17 protein-coding genes and 1 tRNA gene are annotated in these 17,666 nt (G+C 61.0%); 14 read left to right on the forward strand and 4 right to left on the reverse strand.

Annotation, left to right across the window (positions count from 1 at the left end):
* Positions 1-42: 42 nt before the first annotated feature.
* The 5 genes from VCJ09_RS12195 (at position 43) to VCJ09_RS12215 (ending at position 3,256) form a co-directional block, all read left to right on the forward strand.
* Positions 43-549 (forward strand): hypothetical protein, encoded by a 507-nt coding sequence (locus VCJ09_RS12195; RefSeq protein ID WP_324734539.1) that lies wholly within the window; start codon positions 43-45, stop codon positions 547-549.
* Positions 550-648: 99 nt separating this feature from the next.
* Positions 649-912: a thioredoxin family protein gene (locus VCJ09_RS12200; RefSeq protein WP_324734540.1), complete on the forward strand. Its 264-nt coding sequence runs from the start codon at positions 649-651 to the stop codon at positions 910-912.
* A gap of 117 nt (positions 913-1,029) precedes the next feature.
* Positions 1,030-1,371, forward strand: coding sequence for a heavy-metal-associated domain-containing protein (locus tag VCJ09_RS12205; RefSeq protein WP_324734541.1), 342 nt, complete (start codon positions 1,030-1,032; stop codon positions 1,369-1,371).
* Between the two features lie 8 nt (positions 1,372-1,379).
* A complete protein-coding gene (locus VCJ09_RS12210; protein ID WP_324734542.1) occupies positions 1,380-2,261 on the forward strand; it encodes a transporter in 882 nt (293 codons plus the stop codon).
* Positions 2,262-2,272: 11 nt separating this feature from the next.
* A complete protein-coding gene (locus tag VCJ09_RS12215; protein WP_324734543.1) occupies positions 2,273-3,256 on the forward strand; it encodes an NHL repeat-containing protein in 984 nt (327 codons plus the stop codon).
* A gap of 404 nt (positions 3,257-3,660) precedes the next feature.
* On the opposite strand, the gene VCJ09_RS12220 is transcribed toward VCJ09_RS12215, so the two are convergent.
* The 4 genes from VCJ09_RS12220 to grxC form a co-directional block, all read right to left on the reverse strand.
* Positions 3,661-3,954 carry a hypothetical protein gene (locus tag VCJ09_RS12220; RefSeq protein ID WP_079202052.1) on the reverse strand — a complete coding sequence of 98 codons (294 nt, stop codon included), beginning with the start codon at positions 3,952-3,954 and terminating at the stop codon, positions 3,661-3,663.
* A 122-nt stretch (positions 3,955-4,076) separates the two neighbouring features.
* Positions 4,077-4,607, reverse strand: a complete 531-nt coding sequence (locus VCJ09_RS12225; protein ID WP_324734544.1) for a hypothetical protein — start codon at positions 4,605-4,607, stop codon at positions 4,077-4,079.
* Positions 4,588-5,622 (reverse strand): DUF3179 domain-containing protein, encoded by a 1,035-nt coding sequence (locus VCJ09_RS12230; RefSeq protein WP_324734545.1) that lies wholly within the window; start codon positions 5,620-5,622, stop codon positions 4,588-4,590. The genes VCJ09_RS12225 and VCJ09_RS12230 overlap by 20 nt, the downstream gene beginning before the upstream one ends.
* Positions 5,623-5,644: 22 nt before the next feature.
* Positions 5,645-5,905 carry a glutaredoxin 3 gene (gene grxC / locus VCJ09_RS12235; protein WP_324734546.1) on the reverse strand — a complete coding sequence of 87 codons (261 nt, stop codon included), beginning with the start codon at positions 5,903-5,905 and terminating at the stop codon, positions 5,645-5,647.
* Positions 5,906-7,250: 1,345 nt separating this feature from the next.
* Between grxC and VCJ09_RS12240 the strand changes: the two genes are divergently transcribed.
* The 9 genes from VCJ09_RS12240 to VCJ09_RS12280 all read left to right on the forward strand — a co-directional run bounded on the left by VCJ09_RS12240 (position 7,251) and on the right by VCJ09_RS12280 (position 17,601).
* Positions 7,251-9,158 carry a multicopper oxidase family protein gene (locus VCJ09_RS12240; RefSeq protein WP_324734547.1) on the forward strand — a complete coding sequence of 636 codons (1,908 nt, stop codon included), beginning with the start codon at positions 7,251-7,253 and terminating at the stop codon, positions 9,156-9,158.
* A gap of 23 nt (positions 9,159-9,181) precedes the next feature.
* Complete coding sequence (locus tag VCJ09_RS12245; RefSeq protein ID WP_324734548.1) at positions 9,182-9,865, forward strand: SCO family protein; 684 nt, start codon at positions 9,182-9,184, stop codon at positions 9,863-9,865.
* A gap of 223 nt (positions 9,866-10,088) precedes the next feature.
* On the forward strand, positions 10,089-12,011 hold the full coding sequence (locus VCJ09_RS12250; RefSeq protein ID WP_324734549.1) for a multicopper oxidase family protein: 1,923 nt from the start codon (positions 10,089-10,091) through the stop codon (positions 12,009-12,011).
* 544 nt (positions 12,012-12,555) lie between these two features.
* Positions 12,556-13,200 carry a response regulator transcription factor GacA gene (gene gacA, locus VCJ09_RS12255; RefSeq protein WP_324734550.1) on the forward strand — a complete coding sequence of 215 codons (645 nt, stop codon included), beginning with the start codon at positions 12,556-12,558 and terminating at the stop codon, positions 13,198-13,200.
* Between the two features lie 16 nt (positions 13,201-13,216).
* On the forward strand, positions 13,217-15,040 hold the full coding sequence (uvrC, locus tag VCJ09_RS12260; RefSeq protein WP_324734654.1) for an excinuclease ABC subunit UvrC: 1,824 nt from the start codon (positions 13,217-13,219) through the stop codon (positions 15,038-15,040).
* 32 nt (positions 15,041-15,072) lie between these two features.
* Positions 15,073-15,633 (forward strand): CDP-diacylglycerol--glycerol-3-phosphate 3-phosphatidyltransferase, encoded by a 561-nt coding sequence (gene pgsA, locus VCJ09_RS12265; protein ID WP_324734551.1) that lies wholly within the window; start codon positions 15,073-15,075, stop codon positions 15,631-15,633.
* A 67-nt stretch (positions 15,634-15,700) separates the two neighbouring features.
* A tRNA-Gly gene (locus VCJ09_RS12270) sits at positions 15,701-15,776 on the forward strand.
* 368 nt (positions 15,777-16,144) lie between these two features.
* A complete protein-coding gene (locus VCJ09_RS12275) occupies positions 16,145-16,654 on the forward strand; it encodes a sigma-70 family RNA polymerase sigma factor (RefSeq protein WP_324734552.1) in 510 nt (169 codons plus the stop codon).
* On the forward strand, positions 16,654-17,601 hold the full coding sequence (locus VCJ09_RS12280; RefSeq protein WP_324734553.1) for a FecR domain-containing protein: 948 nt from the start codon (positions 16,654-16,656) through the stop codon (positions 17,599-17,601). Before VCJ09_RS12275 ends, VCJ09_RS12280 begins: the two co-directional genes overlap by 1 nt.
* Positions 17,602-17,666: the final 65 nt, after the last annotated feature.

Here is a 17,666-nt window from a genome sequence, read left to right on the forward strand (position 1 = left end):
TCGAAATCTGGCGGTACCCTCTTTGCGCAAGGAAATCGATTGATGACGAGCGACACAGGCAGGGCGCACATCTGGCATGACGATCCGCAAGTCTGGCGTTTCCTGTTCGCGCGTTACCTGGTGCTTTTCACGCCCCTGAGCCTGCTCTGGGAAATCGCCCAACTGCCGCTGTACACCCTGTGGCTGCAGGCGCCGCCGGCATCCATCGCCTATGCCCTCATCCACTGCACGCTGGGGGACATGCTGATCGGTATCCTGGCCCTGTTGGCCGCGCTGGTCGCCACGCGTGCCGGTCCGCTCGAGCGTTGGCGCTGGCGACGGCTTGGGGCTGTCTCGGTCAGCTTCGGCCTCGCCTATACGGCGTTCAGCGAGTGGTTCAATACGGCCGTGCAGATGAGCTGGGCCTATTCCGAATGGATGCCGCTGACGCCCTTTCTTCCGCTCGGAGTCTCGCCACTGCTGCAATGGTTGCTGGTGCCGGCTATCGCTCTGGCCTGGGCCCGGCACCTCGGCGCGCGTGATTTGGCGCGTAGCGCAAGCGGGGCCTGACCCTGGAGTCGGCTCCATGGACTACGCTGTCCGTGCAGGGGACAGCTCAGCATTCGGACGGCCGCCTTGGCCGCACAGTTTTTTCGCAGGAGAAAGCCGATGACCGCCATACGCAAAATCGAAGTGTTCAGCGCAGGATGCCCCTCGCACCAAGCTGCCATCGAACTGGTCAAGCACCTCGTCTGCAGTTCGTGCGAGGTCTCCATCCTCGACATGAACGACCTCGGCGTGGCGAAACGCGCCCAGGGTCTGGGCGTGCGCTCGGTACCGACAGTCGCGATCAACGGTCAACTGGCTTCGTGCTGTGCGGCCGCCAGCGTCGAGGAACAGGCGTTGCGCGCCGCAGGGCCCGGCCAGGTCTAGATCAAGCTCCGGAGCTGGCCCCGGCGAATTCGCGGGTTCAGTGTTTGACCTTGGCGTTAGCGCCAAGGTCTATCTTGGCAAGATCACCACAGGGCCCGCTCCGCAGGGGAGCTACCGATGAAGTTAAGCACATGTATCCAGGGGGCAGGCTTGGCACTGGGTCTGCTCCTGGTGGCGGCAGCCGCGCTTGCCGCCGGCCCCAGCTACCGGATCGAAGTCGACGGCCTGGCCTGTCCGTTCTGCGCCTATGGCATCGAGAAGAAGCTGAACGCCATCGCCGGCGTCGAGCACCTCGAGACACGCATCGAGGACGGCAGCGTGCAGGTCACCATGGAGGACGGCATGAGCCTCGATGAGGCCGCGGCGCGAGAGGCCGTAACAGCCGCCGGTTTCAGCCTGCGCAGGTTCGAGCGGCTGCAGTCCGCCGCGCCTGGCGGGCCGGAGGGGGACGCGAAATGAAGACCGTCATGCCGCTAGCCGTAAGCGGCCTGTGCCTGGCGGTCGGCACCGCCTGGAGTGCGCCCCTTACCTTCAATACGGCGCTGCCGGTGCACGAGGGCGGCTACGTGTGGCGCGAGCAGTTGATCTTCATGCAGAGCGCCGACGATCCCTCGCCCGCCAAGCGCGATCTGCAGGTGACCAGTCTGGTCTCGGTGCTGGGCTATGGCGTGACCCGGGATTTCGCGCTGTTCGGCATGCTGCCCTGGTTCGACAAGCGCCTGGATAGGCGCCTGGATGGGCAGACGCTCAGCCGCAGTCAAGCGGGTGTCGGCGATCTCACCGTGCTGGGCCGCTATACCGCCTACCAGTACGACGCACCCGCTCGCACCTTGCGTATCGCACCCTTCCTCGGTGTGAAGGCGCCGACCGGCGAGGATGACGCCCGTGACCGTCTGGGACGCCTGCCGCCGCCGCTGCAGCCGGGTTCCGGCTCCTGGGATGTGCTCGGCGGCGCGGTGCTCACCTACCAGACCCTGGATTTCCAGATCGACAGCCAGCTGAGCTACAGGGCCAACCGCGAAGCCAACGGCTTTCAGGCTGGCAACCGCTGGCAAGCCGACGGCTCGCTGCAGTACCGCCTATTGCCTCGTCGCCTGGGTGCCGGCGTGCCGGCCTTCCTCTATGGCGTGCTCGAAGCCAACCTGCTGCACGCGGACAAGGATCGCAGCGGCGGGAGCGCCGATGCGAATTCGGGAGGCACCAGGCTGTTCATCACCCCCGGACTGCAATACGTGACAAAAAAATGGATCCTTGAGGCCGGCGTGCAGGTCCCCGTGCATCAGCAACTCAACGGCAGCGCGCTGGAGACCGACTACCTCTTCACCACCGGCTTTCGCGTCAACTTCTAAAGGGAACTGCCATGCAGCGCGCTGCTGTTCTCAAGCTGGGCCGCAATGCCGTGATCATCCTGGCACTCGTCGGCCTGTCCGGCTGGCTGGCGTTTGTGCCGTCGGCCCAGGAGCCTTCCTATGAGTTCGTCGGCGCCTGGGGTGAACAGGGCAGCGCGCCCGGGCAGTTCAACGACCCCACTGGCATCGCTGTGGCCGGCGACGAGGTGTTCGTCGCCGACTCGCGCAACGGGCGTATCCAGGTCTTCGATTTCGACGGCAACTTCAAACGCCAGTTCGGCACTCCCGGCAGTGGAGCCGGACAACTCGGCCGACCGATGAACCTGACGGTGCATGCCGGCGAACTCTATGTGGCCGAATACTTCAACGACCGCATCCAGGTGTTCGGCCTGGACGGCACGTCCAGGCGCATCATCGGCCGCACGGGCAGCGGCCCCGGCGAGTTTGATTCTCCCGGGGGCGTGACAGTCGCGGCCGATGGCAAACTGTGGGTCGCCGACGTCTACAACCAGCGCATTCAGCAACTGGAGGCCGATGGCCGCTTTGTCCGGCAGCAAGGCGCGACCGGCAAGATCGGCATCGGCGCCGGTAAGTTCAACTATCCCACTGATGTGGCGATCGGCGCCGAGGGAGCACTGTACGTCGCCGACGGCTACAACGACCGAATACAGCAATTCGACCGCCAGGGGGGCTTCATGCGCAAGTGGGGTGGCCCTTTTGCCAGCAACATCTTCGGGCCCTTCAACGGCTGGTTCGCGACCGTGACCGGTGTGGCCGTCGATCGACAGGGAAATCTGTTCGCCGCCGACTTCTACAACCATCGGATTCAGAAGTTTTCCGCTGACGGCAGCTTTCTCACCAGCTTCGGCAGCAAAGGCCATGGCCCGGGCCAGTTCGAACATGCCATCGCGGTTGCCGTAGGGGGTGATGGCACGCTATTCGCGGTCGATTTTGGCAATAGCCGCATCCACAGATGGCGGCCGGCAAAGTCTTGAGCGTGGTGTCCACATCTGGCGGAGTGGAGGCTGAGGCCTGCTATGGGCGACCCAGCAGCCGTAGTCGAGTCAGGCGCCGCGTAACCTGGCATAACGTGACCCCCGCCACAGATGACACCGGTTATAAGGCCCCCCGGCTTCGACGAGCCACGCCATCAGCAGCAGGCTACTGGCCAGCGCTTTCGACGGGTCGTCACCTGCGCAGCCTTGCTCAATCAACCTGGGAGAAAAGACCGCGTGGGGTGGGCCTCCAGCGCCAGGGGCAAGAGTACGCGGCAAGGTAGTAGGGGCTTTTCAACGGATTTACGTCCCGGCGATTGGTTGGCACATCCCTGTGCCGAGGGATGGGTAATGCCGGCTTTGTTGGCATCACCCCCCTGTTTCAGACGGCAAAGTACATGCCCTCAATGGGGGCTGCCGTAGAGCGCTCTGTCCCTATGGATAGGCGACTTGAAGCTGGGCTCCGACTGTTCGATGCGCTCCTGCTGCTCGCGCGCACTACCCGCGGCAGTGGGCTGTTCCTTGATCATCTGAGCAAAGCGCTCAGTGGAGTCCTGGCTGGTGCGGTTATTCACCACTGCCTGTTGCTCCAGGCGGTAGTCCATCAGCCGGCCACTGCCACCTTCGGCCTGTACCGTAGTCACGGCAGCGCCCATCATCAGTGCGGCCAGTGCCGTCATACTCAGTATCGTTTTCATGGTGTCATCCTCCAAAGATACGTTATGTACATTTAGGATGACTGGCGAGGCGCTTTGTTACAGGTGCCGTGCCGACCGGAATGCGTTGCTAGCAGCCGTTGGTCGAAGCGCTTCGCTAGCAATTAGAGCAGCCACAGCACCCGGGGAGCGCCACGCTGCCGTTGCCAACAGCGGCTCAACACCAGCAGCACCAGGGACAGCGGCAGCAGCCAGGCGAACAGGCCGACGAAGGCGCCGAGCCCCGGAATGCCCAACACCAGCAGCAGGCTGGGGGCGCAACAGGCGCCGCCGGCGAGCAGCGCCGGCCACAACCCTGCGCTCGACGCGGCGCCCTGGGGCAACGAGCACCGGGCGTTGCGGCGCAACGTCAGGGCGCCGTGTAGATTGATCGCCAGCAAGAGTGCCAGTAACCCGGCCAAGGCCAGATTGGCCGGGCTGATCAGCAGCACCATAACGCCCAGTTCCAGCATGGCCACGGCCTCGAAATGCCAAGGCCCACGGCGTGCCAAGAGGCGCTGCCATTGCCAGTCCAGGGCCTGCCAGCTCCAGCCGGCTTGACCAATGTCCAGGTCGCCGATGGCATATAGGTAGAGCAGGGCATAGAGCACGGCCAGGCAGCCGATTAGTCGTCTGTCAGGGCTGGGGCGAGCCATCGATCAGTACCGTTTGTGGGTAGAAGGCGTACCAGGCGAACCACATGGCGTCGAAGGCGTTGACCGCCTGCAACCCCTCAAGCACAGACGATTGCGGGCCTTCGGCGGTAAAACGCAGATTGGCCGGGTCCAGCTCGATCGGCTTATCGGATCGGTAGACCCAGCCAGTATCCAGTTGCTGGTCCGCTATGATCAGGAAGTGCTCGTCGCCATGCTGGTAGTGCAGTACCGCTTGTTTGCTCAGGTGCATCTTGTCGACGGCGATGGCCACCTGCTCGGTGCGAAAGCCGAGGATCATCTGCTTGTCTGGCAGGCGCGAATCCTGGTGCATGACCGGGAACATCATGCCGGGGTCGGCATAGTAACCCTGCAGCGGCAGGTAGCTGCCGTAGGGATCACGGCTGTAGTTGCGCAGGGTGCCGGTTGTGCGGGACAGCACCTGGGTCTGCGGATGGCGTGCCTGCCACCTGGCCCAGGTGGTCCAGACCACCCGCACTTCCTCCAGGCTGCGGCCCTTGGCCGGACCGTCGATGGCCACACCGGCAATCTGCGACCAATGGCTGTCGCTGGCGCGGTCGTACATCACCACGTTGCTGTTGAGCAGCTTGCCGGAAACGCCGAGGCTGGTGGCACCGCGCTTGAAGCCGACGGCGGTGGCGGTGAGCGGGCAGTAGGTGATGCTCAGGCCATCCTCGCCCAGGCTGTCATTGACGATCTCGTGCCAGACCAGGATGCGCTGCGGATAGGCGCGCGCCTGCCCCAGATGGAAGATGCCGAAGACGATGTCCTGGGGATCGAGAAAATCATTCGCGCTTGCCGCGTCGGTGAAGCGTGGGCTGTCGATGGCTGGAATACCGTCCTTGCCGGGGCCGCCGGACAGCATGGCGCTCGCGTACTTCTCGTGACTGGCCGACAGCAGGCGGGTCGGCCCTTCCGGCGGCACGGCCAGGGCCGAACCGCTGATGCACAGGCACAGCGCCAGGGCTTGGAAAAGTGTGCGTTGGCCGCTTCGCATGGCTTTCTCCGTCTGCGATCAGTTAGCAATCAGCCAGCAATGTCTTCAATTCGCCCGCGCTATCGAGTCTGGCCAAGTCGTCGTAGCCGCCAACATGCCGTGCGCCGATGAATATCTGTGGCACCGTGCGTCTTCCAGTCTTTTCGATCATCGCGCGCAGGGCCTGGGGATCCACATCGACCCTGATTCTGCTCAGCGGGCCGGCATCACGGCGCGCCAGCAACTGCTCGGCCATGCGGCAATAAGGGCAGTGTTGGCTGGTGTAGAGGGTAACGTTACTCATGGCGCTATCTCGCTATGACGGGGCGAAGAGGTCGCTCCGGTTTGATTGAGATACACCAGCAGGGACTTTGTTACAGGCCGCAGAGTGGGCGTAGATTCAGGCCGCTCCGCGACAGCATCGGCAGGTACGCCAGGTGTCAATCCATGCCGCAAAAGGGTAGGCAATTGCTGGCTATTGTTGCGCGCGTGTGGCCGGGACCTGTCTGCTGCGCATGAGATAGATTTCGAGCGCCAATCAGCGGGACGTTCGGTCGATCACTGCCACGTCCCGCACGAGCGTGCCATCTGATCAGCAGGTGGTGCGCTCGGTCACTTCTGCACCCAGGTGCGCCCCGCGAGCATCGTGTTCAGAGGGCTGTGGAGCAGGTGATTGGCGTAGCTGCTCAAGTTTTGACGGCAAGTGCCCGCACGATTTCCAATAGTTGGCGTTCGCTGTAACCGGCGCGCGAGGAAAGTTTCGATTGCTTTACTCGAGGGCAGACCGCGGGTGTGGAACAGGTCTATTGGGCAGCACTTGGCAACCTGCAAATGGTCAGCTTGGGTTGCAAGCCATGCTTGCCGCGTCACTGCTTAGCAGCGCGTTAGCGCTGTTGCTGGCGCTGCCTGCCGGGCTGTTGGTGAGCATCTGGTTGATCTTCTATGCCCCGCCCCGGTGGCGCGCTTCGGTGCATCTTGACTGTAGGCGCTGCTTTGGCGCTAAACGCCCCAAGCGGGTGAAGCGCTCGTCTCGACACTCTGCCGTTCTTATAGGTATCGCCGTGCTCCTCCGGCAGTACGCAGCGATCACCTGTGAACGCTGTTATAGCTCAAACGCTGTGGGTGATGACGGCAAAATGCCATTTTGTATTAATAAATATAGTAAAAACAATCTGATAGACAATCTAATGTCGAGTTTGTATTGATCCCGACGAATCCTTGACAAGAGACAAGGTCGATCCTTTAGTTAACGGTGGGAGAGGGACGACTTTGCAAGTTTTTGCGCAGGGCGGGCATGACAGTAGGTGTCAGCACCAACACAACAGGAGTGCGTCATGGACAGGGCAAGACTCATTCGAGTCGTGATGGAGTCTGTGTTTGATCTGGTTTTTTCCGCTCACCTGCGTGGGCCGCCTTTCTATGAGTGGTAGCCCGGGTAACGTACCGCAGTGCTGCCATTAGCTTGACCTCCCTCTCCCAGCAGACAACACAGAGCACTGACGAGCAGACGCGATTCAGCGCTGGCGCGCATGCCCGCTATTTAATGCCATGGGTGCCACCCAGTTTTCTTCGCCGCGAGCGGAGCACGATTTTTACCTGGCCATACCAGAGGCATGGTCGCGTAAGAACAACGTTGGGAGGGTAGGGTCATGAATTCAAAATTTTTGGCAACCGTGGACAAGCTTGAGCTAGGCACCTGGCAAGTCTCCATTAAAGCCGGTGGCTGGGAGCCGCGACCAACAAGCGGTCATGCGTTACTGACAGGAGGCGAGGGACGGCGCTCATTTCTCAAGTTCACCGCAGCGGCCATGGCGGCGCCACTGCTGTTTGCATCGCCCGATAGCAGTGCCAGGCGGCGGCGCGCACCCGATCCAGAGCCAGACCCGGTTCCAGAACCCGGCCCGGCGGTATTGCCGCCCAGCCCGCCAACCACACCCTGGGTGCAGTTTCTGCCTGTGGCCATCACACCGCTGCAACCGGTCACCCTGAGCCCTGAACCCACCGGTGATCCGCGCCCCGCAGATGGCGAATGCGGCCGCAATTTGCATCAGCGCTGGGCTGAGCTGTACGCCACGCCACGGCAATATCCACCGGCCCACTATGAGCTGAGCGCCAAGGAAAACCCGGCCTGGGTGTTCAATCCAGCCTATCCGCCGCAGCGCATCTGGGGTTACGCCATAGGCGAAGGTGCGGCGACAACCCCGGGGCCGACCATCATGACCCGTTATGGCCAGCCGGTGATCGTACGCTTCAAGAATCGCCTGCCACAGAACCACGTCGGCTTCGGCTCGCCGGAGATCTCGATGCATTTGCACAATGCGCACGTCGGCTCGGAAAGCGATGGCTTCCCCGGCGATTACTTCAGCCCGGTCAAGTCCGGGCCAACCCTGGCGGGGCCGGGGCAGTGGAAGGACCACTTCTACTCGAACATCTATGCCGGCTATGACCAGATGCAGAACGGTATCGGCGACTACCGTGAAGCCCTGGGCACGCTCTGGTACCACGACCACACCTTCGACTTCACCGCGCCCAACCTGTACCTCGGCATGGCCGGGTTTTACCTGCTGTATGACCACATCGACTCGGGCAATGAGCGCGATTCAGATCCGCGCGCCTTGCGCCTGCCGAGCCATCCCTACGATTACCCGCTGAGCTTTGGCGATCGGCGCTTCGATGCCGGTGGACGACTGATCTACGATCAGGTCGAGCCGGATGGCACGCTCGGCGACAAGATTGCGGTCAACGGCAAGATCGAGCCGGTGCTCAAGGTGGCTGCGCGTAAGTACCGCTTCCGCCTGCTCGATATAGGGCCCAGCCGGATCTACGAGTTCTACCTGCAGAAAGCCAACGGCGTGTCGCAGACCTTCACCCACATTGGCAACGACGGCAATCTGTTCGCCGCTCCGCTGAAGAATCAGGTCAGTGTGCGCATCGCCGTGGCCGAGCGTGCCGACATCGTCATCGACTTCTCCCAGTACCCGATTGGCACCGAACTGTACCTGGTCAATCGCCTGGTGCAGACCAAGAGCCGCATGGCCGATAGTGTGGGCGCGGCTACTCAGCTGTTGAAGTTTGTCGTCGACCGCTATCCGCCGGAGCAGGACCTGAGCCAGGTGCCGAATGTATTGCGCGAGCAACCGCCGCTCGACCCGGCGGAAATCGCCGCCGCGCCGATACGCCGCTGGGTGTTCGAACGCAAGAACGGCATGTGGGCAATCAACGGGCAGTTCTTCAACCCCAACAGCGCGCGTGCCGTAATTCCCAAGGGCGGCGCCGAGGTCTGGGAGCTGGTGAATATCGATAACGGTTGGAGCCACCCGATTCATATCCACTTCGAGGAGGGGCGCATCCTCAGCATGACCAAGGACGGGGTCGCGGTGCCGGTGCCGCCGCACCTGCAAGGGCGCAAGGACGTGTACATGCTCCAGGGCGCATCGACCATCCGGGTGTTCCTGCGCTTTCGCGATTACGTCGGCAAGTACGTCATGCACTGCCATAACCTGATCCACGAAGACCACGCAATGATGTTGCGCTGGGACATTAAAGAAGACGACTAGTCGCTGAGACTGGAGGAATTTCTATGAACACTCGAAGAAAGCTCCTGGCCGGAATAGGCACGGCGGCACTGGGCGGACTGTTGTGGAATAGCGCTGCGCTGCAGGCGCATGAGGTATTCGAGTCGGCCGATATCGACATGGCCGACGCCAATCTGGACGCCGCGCAGAGCAGCTATTTTCCCAACGTCTGGCTCGACAGCCACGATGGCAAAAGAGTTCGTTTCTATGACGACCTGGTGCGCGGCAAGATAGCCGTCATCAACTTCATGTTCGTGCAGTGCGGCGACATCTGCCCGACCATGACTGCCAACCTGCGCAAGGTGCAAACGCTGCTGGGCGAGCGCATGGGGCAAGACATTTTCATGTACTCGATCAGCCTGCAACCGTTGATGGATACGCCGGAAGTGCTCAAGGCCTACGCCGAGATGCATCGCGTGCAGCCGGGCTGGCAGTTCCTCACCGGTACGGAGGTCGACATCAAACGCCTGCGTTATGGGCTGGGCTTCTATGACCCGGTCGAGGAAGTGGATAGAAACCTCGGCACCCACACCGGCATGTTGCGCATCGGTAACGACCGCAGCGAACGCTGGACCATGGCGCCGGCACTGGCCGACCCTGAGCGGATTTTGGCCACCATCAACCATGTCGATTCCGCCATGGTGCACACGGCGTACCGGCCCGAGGGCGCTGCTAGCGGTCTCGGTTAGGCACCGCCGGTGTTTGTGCAACGCACGGGCCTGGCCAGGGCGCTGCATGCTCTGGTTTTGGCTAGACGCGTCGGGCGATGTGCTCCGCGTCCGCCAGGACCTTGGAGTATGTCTCTAGGCGGTTCGGCTCCATTCTGGCACTGAGATAATTTCTTCTGGCCAGGGGCTGGGCAGGTTTAGCAGGGAGGATAAACAGCTTGGGGTGAGTAAGAGGGTTATACCCATGAAATCCCGATCCTTGGTAGACGAACAGAAAAAGCTGCAAGTGAGTGAACAGGAGGTCACGCACATATCAGCCGATGAGGCAGCGCCGACGCCCAGCGCGGAGGACTCGGAGCAAGGCGCCGCTCGGCGCAGCTTCCTTAAACTGACGGGCGCGGCATTGGCTGCCCCCCTGTTACTGAGTTCATCCGGCAGCGGCGCCAAGAGCCGTCGGCGTAAAGATGACGACGAAGATGACAAGAATGACGGTGCCCCGGCACCACAGTTGAGCAGCCCGCCGACCATCCCCTGGCAAATTGACTTGCCTGTGGTGGTCGATCAGCTGCAACCCGTCACCCTCGATCCACCGCCTATGGAAGCCGCCAATACAGCCGCTGGTGAGGCAGGGCGTGCCCCGCATCAGCGCTGGAATGAGCTGTACGTAAGCGCGCGGCAGTACCCGCCGATCCATTACCAATTGAGCGCCAAGGAAAATCCTGCTTGGGTCTTTAATCCCGCCTACCCGCCACAGCGCATCTGGGGTTATGAAGGCAACGTGCCAGGGGCGACTACACCTGGACCGACCATCTTCGCCTACTACGGTCAGCCGACCATCGTGCGCATGCATAACCGTCTGCCGCAGGACCACGTCGGTTTCGGCACGCCAGAGATCTCCACCCACCTGCACAACATGCACAGCGCCTCGGAGAGCGATGGCTACCCCGGCGACTACTACAGCGCCAACAAGGCCGGCCCGACCCTAGCCTCGCCCGGGGAGTTCAAGGACCACTGTTACACCAATATCTACGCTGGCTACGATGAGCAGCAAAATGGTATCGGCGACCCGCGCGAGGCCCTGGGCACGCTGTTCTACCACGACCACACGCTGGACTTTACCGCGCCAAATGTAGTGCGTGGCCTGATGGGTTTTTATCTGCTGTTCGATCATATCGACTCGGGTGATGAACACGACCCCAGCCCAAGCGCCCTGCGCTTACCCAGCTACCCCTACGACTACCCATTGGACTTTTCCGACCGAGTATTTAACCAGAATGGGATCATGTTCTGGGATCAGGTTAATCCCGAAGGGGTGCTCGGCGACAAGGTGATAGTCAACGGCTATATCGAGCCAGTGTTGAGAGTGGCCGCGCGCAAGTACCGCCTGCGTCTGCTCAACGGCGGGCCGAGCCGCTTCTATGAGTTCTATCTGGTCAAACCCAACAACGTGGTGCAGACCTTCACGTACATAGGCAACGACGGCAACTTGCTGCCGGCGCCACTGTTTAACCAATACAGAGTGCGGCTGGCTGTGACCGAGCGTGCCGATATCGTCGTGGACTTTGCCAGGTATCCCATCGGCACCGAGCTGTATCTGGTCAACCGCCTCGAGCAGTTCGAGACCCGGCGACCCAAGGATGTGAAAGCGCCTGGCTCCCGGGTGCTGAAGATCATCGTTGATCGTTACCCACCGGAGCAGGACGTCAGCCAGGTACCCAGTGCATTACGCGAGTTGCGTCCGTTCGACCAAGAGGAAATCGATGACGCCAAGGTGCGTCGCTGGGACTTCGACCGGCGCAACGGCATGTGGGCAGTCAATGGCAAGTTCTTTGACCCTGCTGTCTCTAATGCCAAGATCAAGCAAGGCGCTGTTGAGGTCTGGGAGTTGGTAAACGTCGATGATGGCTGGAGCCACCCGATCCATATTCACTTCGAGGAAGGGCGCATCCTCAGCAAAACCCGAGAAGGCAAAGAGGTGCCGGTGCCGCCTCATGAACAGGGGCGTAAAGACGTTTTCGTGCTTGAGGAAGACTCGACTATCAGGGTGCTGATACGTTTTCGCGACTTCCTCGGCAAGTACCCGATGCACTGCCACAACCTGATCCACGAGGACCACGCGATGATGGTGCGCTGGGACATCGAGAAGGATGACAGTGGTAGTAGTTGAGGGCCTGCGGATATCACGAGCAGGGGGCGTGTTTACGATGACGTGATCCCTCACGACAACCGCCTTCAACCGCCGGCGCCGACTAGCCGGTGATATTCAACAATCCAGGGAGTGCGCCGCGCCCCTGATGCACTCAGCCCATACAGTCGTAATGGCTTAGCCATTGCGACTGTATGGGCTGTCTATTGCGGCGATTCAATCGACTGCTTGGCTCTGCCGAAGCTCCTGCACCCATGATGCAAATTCCTTGTGTATACTCGCGGCAGTCAAAAAGTCATGTCGATTCGAAAAATCCGGAAAGCTTTCCGGTATTATTTTTATTTATAACTCATTGAAATTAAATGATTTATTCTTAAATATGGTTCGGGCGTCGTGTCTCCAGGCTTGCGCAAAGCTGTTGTCGAATCAATATTTTGTAGTATTTTTGACGCTTGGTTTTTGGCGATAATCCGCCAATGTAGAGCCGGCTGGAGGCTTTTTGCTATGACAGCGGCAACCGATCCAGAGCGCTGCATTGAGCGGCTGACGCAGAACGAGGTTCCGCTTGATTAGGGTGCTGGTGGTTGATGACCACGATCTGGTCCGTACAGGTATCTCACGCATGCTGGCCGATATCGAAGGTCTGCAGGTCGTAGGGCAAGCCGACTCAGGTGAAGAGTCGCTGAAGAAAGCCCGCGAATTGAAGCCCGACGTGGTTCTGATGGACATCAGGATGCCCGGTATCGGCGGCCTCGAAGCGACCCGCAAACTCCTCCGCAGCCACCCCGACCTGAAAGTCCTCGCGGTGACTGCCTGCGAAGAGGACCCTTTCCCCACGCGTTTGCTGCAGGCAGGCGCCGCTGGTTATCTGACCAAGGGCGCCGCCCTGGCCGAGATGGTGCAGGCCATTCGTCAGGTGTTCGCCGGGCAGCGTTACATCAGCCCGCAAATCGCCCAGCAATTGGCGCTCAAGTCGTTTCAGCCGCAAACCAATAACTCGCCCTTCGACCTGCTGTCCGAGCGCGAGATTCAGATCGCCCTGATGATCGCCGGCTGCCAGAAGGTGCAGAGCATCTCCGACAAGCTCTGCCTGTCGCCGAAAACGGTCAATACCTATCGTTATCGGATCTTTGAGAAGCTGTCGATCACCAGCGATGTGGAGCTTGCCTTGCTCGCCGTACGCCATGGCATGGTCGATGCCAACAGCTGAGATACCCTCGATTGAAGTGCGCGCTCCGTTCGACCCCAGCGCCTTTCTCTCCACCTGCAGCGGCCGCCCAGGTGTGTACCGCATGTTCGATGTGGACGCCAAGCTGCTCTATGTCGGCAAAGCGAAAAACCTGAAAAAGCGCCTGGCCAGCTACTTTCGCAAGAACGGTCTGGCGCCGAAGACTGCAGCACTGGTCGGCCGGATCGCTCAGGTCGAAACCACCATTACCGCCAATGAAACCGAAGCCTTGCTGCTCGAACAGACGCTGATCAAGCAATGGCGGCCGCCTTACAACATCCTGCTGCGCGACGACAAATCCTATCCCTACGTATTTTTATCGGATGGTGATTACCCGCGGCTGAGTATCCATCGCGGGGCGAAGAAGCAGAAGGGCCGTTATTTTGGCCCATACCCCAGCGCTGGGGCGATCCGTGAAAGCCTCAGCCTGCTGCAAAAAGCCTTCCTGGTACGCCAGTGCGAAGACAGTTACTTCAAGAATCGTACGCGGCCGTGCCTGCAGTACCAGATCAAGCGCTGCAAGGGACCGTGTGTTGGTCTGGTCGATCCAGGGGAATATGCCGAGGATGTGCGGCATTCGGTGATGTTCCTCGAAGGGCGCAGCAATGCACTTGGCGATGAGCTGTCCAGCGCCATGCAGCAAGCCGCGGCGACCCTGGATTTCGAGCGAGCAGCCGAGTTGCGCGACAAGATGGCCCTGCTGCGCCGCGTGCAAGACCAGCAGAGCATGGAGGGCGGCAGCGGCGATGTCGATGTAGTCGCGGCCATGGTCAATCCGGGTGGCGCCTGCGTGCACCTGATCAGCGTGCGTGGCGGCCGCGTGCTCGGCAGCAAGAATTTCTTCCCGCAAGTGGCGATTGAGGAGGATGTCAGCGCGGTATTGCTGGCCTTCCTGGCTCAGTACTACCTGGGCAATCAGGAGCGAGAGTTGCCTGCCGAACTGATCGTCAACGCGCAACATGACGACTTTCCCACGCTTATCGCGGCGCTCGGCGAGTCGCGTGGCGTTGAGTTGAGTATCAGTTATCGGGTACGCGGAACCCGCGCGCGATGGCAGCAGTTGGCGGTGACCAACGCCGAACAGGCGCTCGGCGCTCGCCTTGCCAGTCGCCAGCATGTGGCCGCCCGCTTCGAAGCCCTTGCCGAGGCGCTGGGCATGGACGAGGTACCGCAGCGCCTCGAATGTTTCGATATCAGCCACTCCAGCGGCGAGGCCACGGTGGCGTCCTGTGTGGTATTCGGCCCGGAAGGACCGCTGAAGTCCGATTACCGGCGCTACAACATCGAAGGTGTCACCGCAGGCGATGATTACGCTGCGATGCACCAGGCCTTGACTCGGCGCTTCAGCAAGATCAAGGACGGCGAGGGCAAGCTGCCGGATGTCCTGCTGGTCGACGGCGGCAAGGGGCAACTGGCCATGGCCCGAGACGTGCTGAATGAATTGGCCGTCCCTGAGTTGATTCTGCTTGGTGTGGCCAAGGGCGCGACGCGCAAACCGGGCCTGGAAACCCTCTACCTCAATGATGCCGCCCATGATTTCACCCTGCCCGGCAACTCGCCGGCCTTGCATCTGATCCAGCAGATTCGTGACGAATCGCACCGCTTTGCCATTACCGGGCACCGTGCCCGGCGCGGCAAGACCCGGCGCACTTCAAGCTTGGAGGAGGTCGCCGGGGTAGGGCCGAAGCGGCGCCGCGAGCTACTCAATCACTTCGGCGGTCTGCAGGAATTGTCTCGGGCCAGCAGCGAAGAAATCGCCAAGGCGCCGGGGATCAGTAAAAAGCTTGCAGAGCTGATTTATGCCGCACTGCACAGCGAGTAGAATGCCGGCTCACCTTGCAGCCAGTTGTGCCGATGAATATCCCTAACCTGCTTACCGTGCTCCGCGTTGCACTGATCCCAATCTTCATTCTGCTGTTCTACCTGCCATTCAGCTGGAGTTATTGGGCCGCTAGTGCAGTGTTCACAATTGCCGCAATTACCGACTGGCTTGATGGTTTCCTGGCGCGTCGCTGGGAGCAGAGCACGCCCTTCGGTGCCTTTCTCGATCCGGTCGCCGATAAGTTGATGGTCGCGGTCGCACTGGTCTTGTTGGTGGCCGAGCATGCCAACCTATGGCTGACGTTGCCCGCGGCGATCATCATTGGCCGCGAAATTGTCGTCTCGGCCTTGCGTGAATGGATGGCCGAACTCGGTGCGCGCGCGCATGTCGCCGTGTCCGAGTTGGCCAAATGGAAAACCGCAGCACAAATGGTTGCCTTGATCATGCTGCTGGCGAACCCGCCCTTGTTCACATTCTGGGTTCTGCTCGGCTACGGACTTCTGATCGTCGCCGCCATCCTGACCTTGTGGTCGATGCTGCAGTATCTGCTGGCTGCTTGGCCGCACCTCAGTACTTCCGTTGAAAAGAAATAAACTTTTTTGAATCAAGGGGTTGACGGGGCGTTCTGAGGATATACAATGGCGCTCGTCTACAAGACAAGCGGGAATAGCTCAGTTGGTAGAGCACGACCTTGCCAAGGTCGGGGTCGCGAGTTCGAGTCTCGTTTCCCGCTCCAAAATTTACTTCGCAAGCTTCATCGAAGCTGCGCGGTACAGAAAAGCGACCTTAGGGTCGCTTTTTTTCGTTATGGCTTTCGCCAATCTTCATTCAGGCCCTGATCCCTGCGCTAGAAAAATTCAACGCCCTCAATGCCCTCAATGTCAGCCCGTGGTCCACTGCGCTATCGAATGCGCCGAGTCGCTGGGCTAGTGCAGTCAGCTCCGTGCCGCCGAAACCGCTGCCTGCAGCTTCAGGACATCTGGCGTCGTGACACGTCTCCGGTGTGTTCCTGGCCAATGAAGGCATAAATGGCTTGGCCTGTAGTACCGGCATGAATCATAATCAATCTCATTTGAACGATTCCTTGGCACAGGCTCTTTTGACATGAGTAATGCAGTAATGGCGACGGAGCAAACCCTCCACGACCTGTACCGCGACCATAGCGGCTGGTTAGAAGGTTGGTTGAGACGCCGTATCGGTAATGCTTGCGATGCGGCAGACCTGAGCCAGGACACGTTCTTGCGTTTGCTTGCCAGCTCCCAGCAGGTTGCCGATTTGCGTGAGCCGCGGGCTTACCTGGCGACAGTTGGCACGCGCCTACTGGCCAACTTGTACAAGCGCCGCAGCCTGGAGCAGGCCTACCTGAATGCCCTGGCAGCGCTGCCAGAGGACTGCGCGCCGTCACCCGAGCAGCGCTGGCTGTTGCTGGAAGCCCTGCAAGCGCTGGACGAATTGCTTGATGGGCTGCCTAGCGCTGTGCGCCGGGCGTTTCTCTGGAGTCAACTGGAAGGCCTGGGCTATCAACAAATCGCCGAGCGCCTGCGGGTGTCGGAGCGCACCATCAAGCGTTATATGGCGCAAGCCTACGAGCATTGCCTGTTGCTCGTACTGTGATGCGTCCCGCGCCCTCGGCTGAGGCCCGTCAGGTAGCAAGAGCGGCTGCGCAATGGTTGGCGCTGCTGGAGTCGGGGACGGCCGCTGAGCAGGACCGAGCGGAGTTGCAGCGCTGGCGCGACAGCAATGCCAGTCATGAACAGGCTTGGCAAAAGGCGCAAATCCTACGCCAGCGCTTTGCCGAACTCCCTTCGGTGCTGGCCTTGGCCAGCCTGGATCGCCCGGATGGCAGACGCCGCACGCTACTTAAACAGGCCTTGGGCGTGGCGGCGCTGGCACCTACTGCCTGGCTGATCAGTCGGCAACTGCCCTTGGCTACCTGGCGGGCCGACCTGCACACCGCCACCGGGGAGCGCAAGCTGGTGCAACTGGCCGATGGCAGCGCTCTGCAGCTGAATACCGGCAGTGCCGTCGATGTGGATCTGCAGGGGCGGCGCTTGACCTTGGTGGAAGGCGAGATGGCGCTGAAGGTGCCAGGGGTTTCGCAGTTGACGATTCACACCCGCCATGGACAGGTCAGCGTCAGCGCTGGCGAGCTCTGTGTTCGCCAGGAGCAGCGCGGCTGCCGGGTGTCGGTGTATGCCGGCACGGCGCGATTGCAGCCCTTGCAGGGGCCGGCATTGACGTTGCGCGGCGGTCAGCAGGTCGATCTGCAGGCTGCGGGTGTAGGCGCGGTGGAGCCCTTCGATGTGCTTGCGCCAGGCTGGCGCGAGGGCGTGCTACTGGCGCACAACCAGCCGCTGGGAGAATTCCTGCAGGAGCTGAGCAACCACCGGCCGGGCGTGCTGCGCTGGGCGCCGGAACTCGAGTCGCTGCGCGTCACTGGTAGTTTTCGCCTAGAGGACACTGATCGTGTGCTGGCGCTGCTGGCCGCCAGCCTGCCGCTGGAGGTGCATGCGCGTACGCGTTTCTGGGTCACGCTGCTGCCACGTAAAAAAGTTGCCTGAAGCCTGTCCCTTTTTTTCGCGTCGCCTGTCATTCCAAGTAAGTGAACGAAAAAGAGAACCTCTTC

It is taken from the genome of Pseudomonas paeninsulae (assembly GCF_035621475.1).
Taxonomy (GTDB): Bacteria; Pseudomonadota; Gammaproteobacteria; order Pseudomonadales; family Pseudomonadaceae; genus Aquipseudomonas; species Aquipseudomonas paeninsulae.